This is a genomic window from Lentzea sp. NPDC055074 (assembly GCF_053608005.1).
Genome location: NZ_JBSGUQ010000018.1, coordinates 200,102 through 207,228 on the forward strand (window position 1 = coordinate 200,102; position 7,127 = coordinate 207,228).

Below are 7,127 nucleotides of genomic sequence, written 5' to 3' on the forward strand. Positions count from 1 at the left end.
CCCCCCGGTCAGCCGATGAGGCTTTCCAGGCGGTGGGCGAGCTGGTCCCAGCGCCAGTGGTCGCTGACCCACTCCCGGCCGGCGCGACCCATCTTGGCCGCGGTCTCCGGATCGCCGAGCAGCGACGCGATCCGCGAGGCGACGGCCTCGACGTCGAGGCCGTCGACGACGTTGCCGGTGATGCCGTCCCGCACGGTCTCCGGCGCACCACCGGACCGGCCGGCCACGACGGGCAGCCCGGTCGCCGAGGCCTCCAGGTAGACGATGCCGAGCCCTTCGACGTCGAGGCCTCGCCCGCGCGTGCGGCACGGCATCGCGAAGACGTCGCCGGCGTTGTAGTGCGCAGGCAGTTCCTCCCACGGCACCGAACCAGTGAGCACGACGTCACGCGACCCGGCGGCCAGCTTCTCGAGCGTCTTGCGGTACGGCCCGCCGCCGACGATCAGCAGGGCGGCGTCCGGTACCGACCGCTGGATCAGCGGCAACGCGCGGATCAGCACGTCCTGCCCCTTGCGCGGCACCAGCCTCGACACGCACACGATCACCGGCCGGTCACCCAGCCCGTGGCGCCGGCGGATCTCGGCGCGCGCGGCGGGATCGGGGCGATACTGCTCGGTGTCCACACCGGACGGAAGGTGCTCCAGCGCCGCCATCGGCCCGAACGCCGCCGCGAACCGCGAGCGGGTGTAGCGGCTGACGTAGGTCACGACGTCCACACCGGACCCGATGGCCCGCAACGCCTGCCGCGCCACCGGGAGCATCGACCAGCCGACCTCGTGCCCATGCGTGCACGCCACCGAGCGGCTCAGCCCGAGCGACGGCGCCAGCAACGCGAGCGGGGCCGCCGCCCCGAACCACGCCGCCTCGCACGACTCGGCACGGGCGATGTCACGGGCGCGGGAGAGGACGTCCGGCGTCGGCAGCATCAGCGACGTGGGGTGCCGCACCACCGGGAACGGCTGCTCGGCGTCGAACTCCTCCGCGCCCTTCCACTTCGGCGCGTAGACGACCAGCGAGTCCGCGGGCATCCGTGTCGCCAACGCGTGCAGGTAGGACTGGATGCCACCGGGGCGGGGCGGGAAGTCGTTGGTCACCAGCAAGGTTCGGCGCACGAACCCAACGCTATCCGATGCTCGTCCTCAGAAACTCACGCCAGCCCGCCACGTCGACGACGCCGGCGTCCACTGCGGACGACGACGCGTGCCGCAGGAAGAAGTCCACGACACCGCGCTCCCCCAGCCGCGACTCCAGGTAGACCATGATCGAGTACGCCTGCTGGTAGGCCAGGTCCCGCCCGGCTCCGCCGAAGTCGTCCGGCAGCGCGGAGACGTCCGGCTTCAGCAACGGCGCGGCCTGCCGGAGCGACAGCCCGGTGCCGTGGAACGCCACCCAGTCCGCGAACCCCTCCACCAGCCACAGCGGGGCCGAGTCCGACGTCAGGTCGCGCGTCGCGACGTGCGTGATCTCGTGCCGCAGCAGCACGCCCAGCTCGACGTCCGACAACGCCGCGGCCCGCACCCGGTTGATCACGACGCGCTGCCCGGAACCGTCCCTGATGGCGATCCCGGCCATGTCCGCGAAGGCGGGCCCGACGAGCGACACGAGCTCGGTGTCCGACGCCGGGACGACGACGTCGACCCGCCGCCCCCAGCTGATATCCAATATATCGCCGACCTCGCGCACCGACGAGTCCAGCAACCCCGACACGCGCGACGCCAGCTCGCTGTCGCAAGAACTGCTGCTCACAGTGCCCGTCGCGGCCGTCAGCACCGCGTCATTGCAATGGACGGTTTCAGTCGACTGCAACTCAACGGGCCGCAATGCAACGCTGACGCCCAGCAGGAACGTCATGGCGACGGTGATCGCCAGCAACGTCCGGAGGTGCTTCACCGGCGCAACGCTAGCCCTCGATGCGCCGAATCACCGCGATGGGCCCGATGGCGTCGATGGGTGCGATCTTCACCGGCTGACCCTCCGTGGAGGCGTGCACGGCCCGTGCGTTGTCGACGGCCATGGCCACGTGCGACCGGCTCGAGTAGTAGATGAGCAAGTCGCCCGCCTGGACCTCGGCCCGCGACACGGCACGGCCGATGCCCGCCTGCCCACCGGACGTGCGCGGGATCGTGATCCCGGCAGCCGCGTACGCCTTCATCGTCAGGCCGGCGCAGTCCCACTGGTCGAAGCCCGTGGCGCCGTACTTGTACTCGTCCCCGCGCTGCGCCAGGGCGAACGCGAGCGCCATCCCCGCCCTCCCGGACGGCGCGCTGATCGGCGAGCGGTCGCCGGGGTCGCGCAGCTGGTTCACGACGGGTGCGGGCAGTCGCGTCAGTGCCGTCCGCACCTCGGTGATCTGCGCCTGCAACGCCTGGTTGCGGCCGTCCAGGTCGCTCTTGAGCTTCTCGGCGGCCGCGGTGGTCTCCGCGGCGCGGGCACGCGCGCTCTCCGCCACCTGGTGCGCCTGGCGGGCCTTCTCCACCGCGGCGGACAGGCGCGCGAGCGACTCCGCGTTGTCGGCGGCCAGCACCCGCATCATCTCGAGGCGGTTGAGGAAGTCCTGCTGCGAGTCCGCCACGAGCAGCGCCGACAGCTGGTTGAACCGGGCGCCCTCGAACGACGCCTGGGCGATGAGGTCCACCTGCCCCTGGAAGTCGTCCTCGTCGCGCTTGGCCTGCCGCTCGATCTGCTGCGCGGCCGCCACCGTCGCGGTCGCCCGGTCGAGCTCGGCACGGCGCTGCGTGAGGTCTTCCTGCGCGCGCAGGACCTCTTCGTTGAGCTTGGTCGCCTGCGCTGTCAGATCCGCGTACGCGCGCGCGGGATCAGCCGGTTGCGCGGCTGAGGACACGGCCGGCGTGACCGGGAGCAACAGCAGGAGAACCACGAGAACACGGGTGAAGTTGCGCGACATGAGGTCGCCGATCCCCCTCGCCAGAACAAGACCGCCAAGATCGACGGCGTCAGGCTACCGGGTGATCAAACGCGCCCGAGACGGGCCAGCAACACGGCGGACGGCACGGGGTGCGCGCCCCTGCGGCGCACCGAGTCCGCGACCGCGCGATCCGACGTCACCACCACCACGGGCCGCCCCTCGGGCTCCGCCGTGACCAGCGCTCGAATGACGTCATCGGCCAGTACACCGGGGTCGCTGAAGAGCACGCGCACGCCGCGAGGAGCCGCCGCGGGCACGGCCACCACTCCCGCGCCGTCGAACACCAACGTCACCTCGGCACCCGTGCGCGCCGCCAGCACCGCGAGCTGATGCACGAGCCGATCGCGTTGGTCTGACAGCGACAGCTCCGGGTAGCCGGTCTTCGTGACGTTGTAGCCGTCCACCACCAGGTGCACCGCGGGCAACGCCAGCAGCCTGTCGAGCGCGGCCGGGTCCTCCACGCGGCCCACGGCCCCCTGGGACGCGCTGGCGCCCCGCACGAGGTCGGCGGGACGCGGTCCGGTGCCGCCGCCCAGGGCCAGTTCGCGGCGCAGGCCCGTCACGGCGCCGTCGAGGGTGTCCACGAGCAACGCGAGGCGCACCTCGTCGGCCTGCCGGGCCTCCCGCGCGGACTGCCGCGCGACCTCGGCGTCCGCGATCGCCCGCTGCGCCCTGCCGCGTTCGGTCTCGGCGCGGTCCCGCTCCCGGTCGCGCTCGGTGGACAGGCGCTTGACCTCGTCCGCGGTGCGCACCTGGATCTTCTCGACCTCGCCCGCCGCGGCCTCGGCGGCGTCCTTGGCCTCGCGCAGCTTCACGCCCTGCTCCCGCAACCGCTTGCGCAGGCGCTCGAGCTCGATCTCGGCGTCCGCGCGGACGCGTTCGGCGACGCCGTCGAGCTGGCTGCGCTCGGACCGCAGCCGCTCCAGCTCGCTCTCCAGCCGTTCCGCGCGCAGGACGGCCGCGTCCCGTTCGGCCCGCAGCGTCGCGTCGCCCACCCGCCGCGTCACGAGCTCCACGTAGTGCCGTGCGACGTCGTCCCCGGTCAGCACCGCCGCCGCGGCGGCCGTCACCGGGTCCGGCGAGGTCACCTCGAGCGTCGACGGCCTGTTCTTGCGCAGCCACTCGACCACCGCGGTGCGGAAGTTCGCCGAGTCCCGCAGGCCCGCCACGACCTGGGAGCCGCCCAGGCGAGCGCGTTTCGTCGGCGCGAACTTCGCGACGGGCCGCAGGTGCTGGGGCACGTCGACCTTCGCCATCTCGCCCAGCGCGTCCGCTCCCAGCTCCGCGAGGCGCACCCGCAACGGCTCGGGCAGGGCCGACCAGTCCACAGAGGATTCACCAGCGGAGTCGTCTGCGGAGTCACCTGCCTCGTCGGCAGGCTGGTCGAACTCGGGCTCGGGCATCGGGTCGGGCACCCCACCAGGCTAGAGCCCCGTGACTCGAGCACCGCATGGACGTGTCCGCCCTTCGCAACAACGATCTGGAAAAGATCACCCGGACACCACTCCAATGGAGCAACCGCAGGTCAGCACGCTCCAGAAGATCAGCTCCGAAAATTGTCAGACCCCGTCGCTAACGTCAGCCACGTGACCGGACAACTGTCCTTCGACGAGCTCGGGACGCCCCTGCGCGACACGACGTTCGTCGTCTTCGACCTGGAGACGACGGGCGGCAGCGCCGAGGAGGACGCCGTCACCGAGATCGGCGCGGTGAAGGTGCGCGGCGGCCAGGTCCTCGGCGAGTTCGCGACGCTCGTCGACCCGGAGCGCGGCATCCCGCCGATGGTGGCCCAGCTGACCGGGATCACGCAGCTGATGGTCACGGGCGCGCCGACGATGAAGACGGTGCTGCCCGCGTTCCTGGAGTTCGCGGCCGGGTCGGTGCTGGTGGCGCACAACTCGGGCTTCGACGTCGGCTTCATGAAGGCCGCCTGCGAACGGCACGGCTACCGCTGGCCCAAGCCGTCGGTCGTGTGCACGGTGAAGCTCGCGCGGAGGGTGCTCAGCCGTGACGAGGCGCCGTCGTGCCGCCTGTCCGCCCTCTCGGACCTGTTCCACACGGAGACCAAGCCGACGCACCGGGCGCTGGCCGACGCCCGCACGACGGTCGAGGTGCTGCACGCGCTGCTGGAGCGCGTCGGCAACGTGGGTGTGCACTCGCTGGAAGAGCTGCTGGCATATCTGCCCGAGGTGACGCCGGAGCAACGCCGCAAACGCTCGCTGGCCGCCCACCTGCCGTCCACGCCGGGCGTGTACCTCTTCCGCGGCCCGAGCGAGGAGGTCCTCTACGTCGGCACGGCGTCGGACCTGCGCCGCCGGGTCCGCCAGTACTTCACGGCCAGCGAGGGCAGGCGCAGGCTGCGCGAGATGGTCTCGCTCGCCGTGCGCGTCGACGCGGTGGAGTGCGCCCATCCGCTGGAGGCGGAGGTGCGCGAGTTGAGACTTCTGCGCGCCCACCGCCCGGCCTACAACCGGCGCTCGAAGAACCCGCACCACGCGTGGTGGCTGACGCTGACCGACGAGCCGTTCCCCCGGATCTCGCTGGTCAAGGTGCCGCGTGACGGCGCACTGGGCCCGTTCCGCACCCGGAAGGCGGCCGAGTCGGTCGCGGACGCGCTGCTCGACGCCGTCCCGCTGCGCTCGTGCACCATCAAGATCCCGGCGACGAACCAGCGCGCCTCCCCGTGCGCGCTGGCCGAGCTGGACCGCTGCAAGGCCCCCTGCGCGGGCCGGCAGTCCGTCGACGAGTACTCCCCCGCCGTCGTCGCCGTGCGCGATCTGGTCGTCGGCCGCAGCGCCGACCCGTTGCGGACGCTCATCTCCCAGCTCGGTGGCCTCGCCTCGGCCGAGAGGTTCGAGGAGGCCGCGCGCCGCCGCGACCGCCTGGCGGGCCTCGTCCGGTCCCTCGACCGGGCCCAGCGCCTGGCGGCCCTCGCCGGGCTCCCGCAACTGGTGGCCGCCCGGCCCGACCGCGAAGGCGGCTGGGAGTTCTCGGTCGTCCGCTACGGCCGTCTCGCCTCCGCCGGCGTCGCCCGCCGGGGCACCCGCCCGATGCCGGTCGTCGACGCACTCGTCGCCTCGGCGGAGACCGTCATCCCGACCCCCGGCCCGCTGCGCGGCGCGCCCCCGGAGGAGGCCGGCGTCGTCCTGCGCTGGCTCGACCAGCCGGGCACCCGTCTCGTCTACGCGGACGAGCCGTGGTCCTCTCCCGCCGGCGCTGCCGCGGCCTGGGTGCCGTGGGCCGAACAAGCCGCGAGCGCCCGCCCGATCCACGACTGGAACTGACCCCGAACGCCCCCTCGTTGCACGCGCTCATGCAAAAGACGTTTGCGGACGTCCGCAAACGTCTTTTGCATGAGGGTGGATAAGTGCAGGTCAGCGGCAGCGCACCACGCCGATATATCAGTTGGGATGTCGACAAAGCGACACGAACGGAGACCGGCGACGTCCTCACGCCGGTGATCAGGCGGTAGGGCAGACTACGGGTGCTTGAGACACCGGAGCCCAGACCCGAGGAGGACGCCGTGGTCACCGCCATCGTGCTGATCCAGGCCGCCGCCGAACGCATTCCCGAGGCCGCGCAGGAGATCGCCGACATCGACGGAGTCACCGAGGTGTACTCCTGTGCCGGTGACGTGGACCTGATCGCGCTGGTGCGGGTCAGCAAGCACGAGGACCTCGCCGCCCTGGTCCCCGGCAAGATCAGCAAGGTCGCGGGCGTGCTGAACACCGACACGCACATCGCGTTCCGCAGCTACTCGAAGCGCGACGACGAGGCCGCGTTCGCCATCGGCCTGGACGACGCCCAGTAGCCCGAGGCCGCCCAGAGGCCCTCAGTCATGACGAAGGCCCCCGTGAGATCTCACGGGGGCCTTCGTCATGTCCGGAGCTGAGGATCAGGCCTTCGGGTCGGAAGGCCTGCCCGCGAGCTCGCTCGCCTCGTCCTGAGAGCTGAGGCCCTCCGAGGCGTGGATGTGCTTGCGCGCGTTCTGCAGGGCCACGGTCTCCTCGACCGGGTCCGGCGACCACGTGCTGCCGGTGACCGGGTGACCGGCCGAGCCGAGCTTGTTCATCTTCTTCGGCACCGACGCGCCCTGGTAGGCCAGTGGCAGCGGGTGACCGTGGTCGTCCACCGGGCCGAGCGGCTGGTGGATCTCGATGAACTCACCGTGCGGCAGCCGCTTGATGATGCCCGTCTCGAC

The 7,127-nt window shown here is 72.0% G+C and carries 6 protein-coding genes and 1 pseudogene; 2 read left to right on the forward strand and 5 right to left on the reverse strand.

Translation table 11 applies throughout. From position 1 onward, the window contains the following. Positions 1 to 8: 8 nt before the first annotated feature. The 4 genes from ACWF7A_RS33610 to ACWF7A_RS33625 all read right to left on the reverse strand — a co-directional run bounded on the left by ACWF7A_RS33610 (position 9) and on the right by ACWF7A_RS33625 (position 4,329). On the reverse strand, positions 9 to 1,112 hold the full coding sequence (locus ACWF7A_RS33610; protein WP_452254529.1) for a glycosyltransferase family 4 protein: 1,104 nt from the start codon (positions 1,110 to 1,112) through the stop codon (positions 9 to 11). A gap of 10 nt (positions 1,113 to 1,122) precedes the next feature. Continuing rightward, positions 1,123 to 1,890 (reverse strand): hypothetical protein, encoded by a 768-nt coding sequence (locus ACWF7A_RS33615; protein ID WP_452254530.1) that lies wholly within the window; start codon positions 1,888 to 1,890, stop codon positions 1,123 to 1,125. 10 nt (positions 1,891 to 1,900) lie between these two features. Next, positions 1,901 to 2,905 carry a C40 family peptidase gene (locus tag ACWF7A_RS33620; protein ID WP_452254531.1) on the reverse strand — a complete coding sequence of 335 codons (1,005 nt, stop codon included), beginning with the start codon at positions 2,903 to 2,905 and terminating at the stop codon, positions 1,901 to 1,903. Between the two features lie 65 nt (positions 2,906 to 2,970). Then, a complete protein-coding gene (locus ACWF7A_RS33625) occupies positions 2,971 to 4,329 on the reverse strand; it encodes an NYN domain-containing protein (protein ID WP_452254540.1) in 1,359 nt (452 codons plus the stop codon). Between the two features lie 183 nt (positions 4,330 to 4,512). Between ACWF7A_RS33625 and ACWF7A_RS33630 the strand changes: the two genes are divergently transcribed. After that, positions 4,513 to 6,210, forward strand: coding sequence for a DEDD exonuclease domain-containing protein (locus tag ACWF7A_RS33630; protein WP_452254532.1), 1,698 nt, complete (start codon positions 4,513 to 4,515; stop codon positions 6,208 to 6,210). 239 nt (positions 6,211 to 6,449) lie between these two features. After that, positions 6,450 to 6,737 carry an Lrp/AsnC family transcriptional regulator gene (locus ACWF7A_RS33635; protein WP_045309335.1) on the forward strand — a complete coding sequence of 96 codons (288 nt, stop codon included), beginning with the start codon at positions 6,450 to 6,452 and terminating at the stop codon, positions 6,735 to 6,737. 84 nt (positions 6,738 to 6,821) lie between these two features. Here the strand turns inward: ACWF7A_RS33635 and ACWF7A_RS33640 are convergent. Beyond that, a pseudogene (locus tag ACWF7A_RS33640) lies at positions 6,822 to 7,127 on the reverse strand (cytochrome b); the annotation flags it as partial.

What these genes read in the sequence shown, in the direction of transcription:
- ACWF7A_RS33620 (WP_452254531.1), bottom strand. Translation starts at nt 2,905, where the DNA reads ATGTCGCGCAACTTCACCCGTGTTCTCGTGGTTCTCCTGCTGTTGCTC.
- ACWF7A_RS33625 (WP_452254540.1), bottom strand. Translation starts at nt 4,329, where the DNA reads ATGCCCGAGCCCGAGTTCGACCAGCCTGCCGACGAGGCAGGTGACTCC.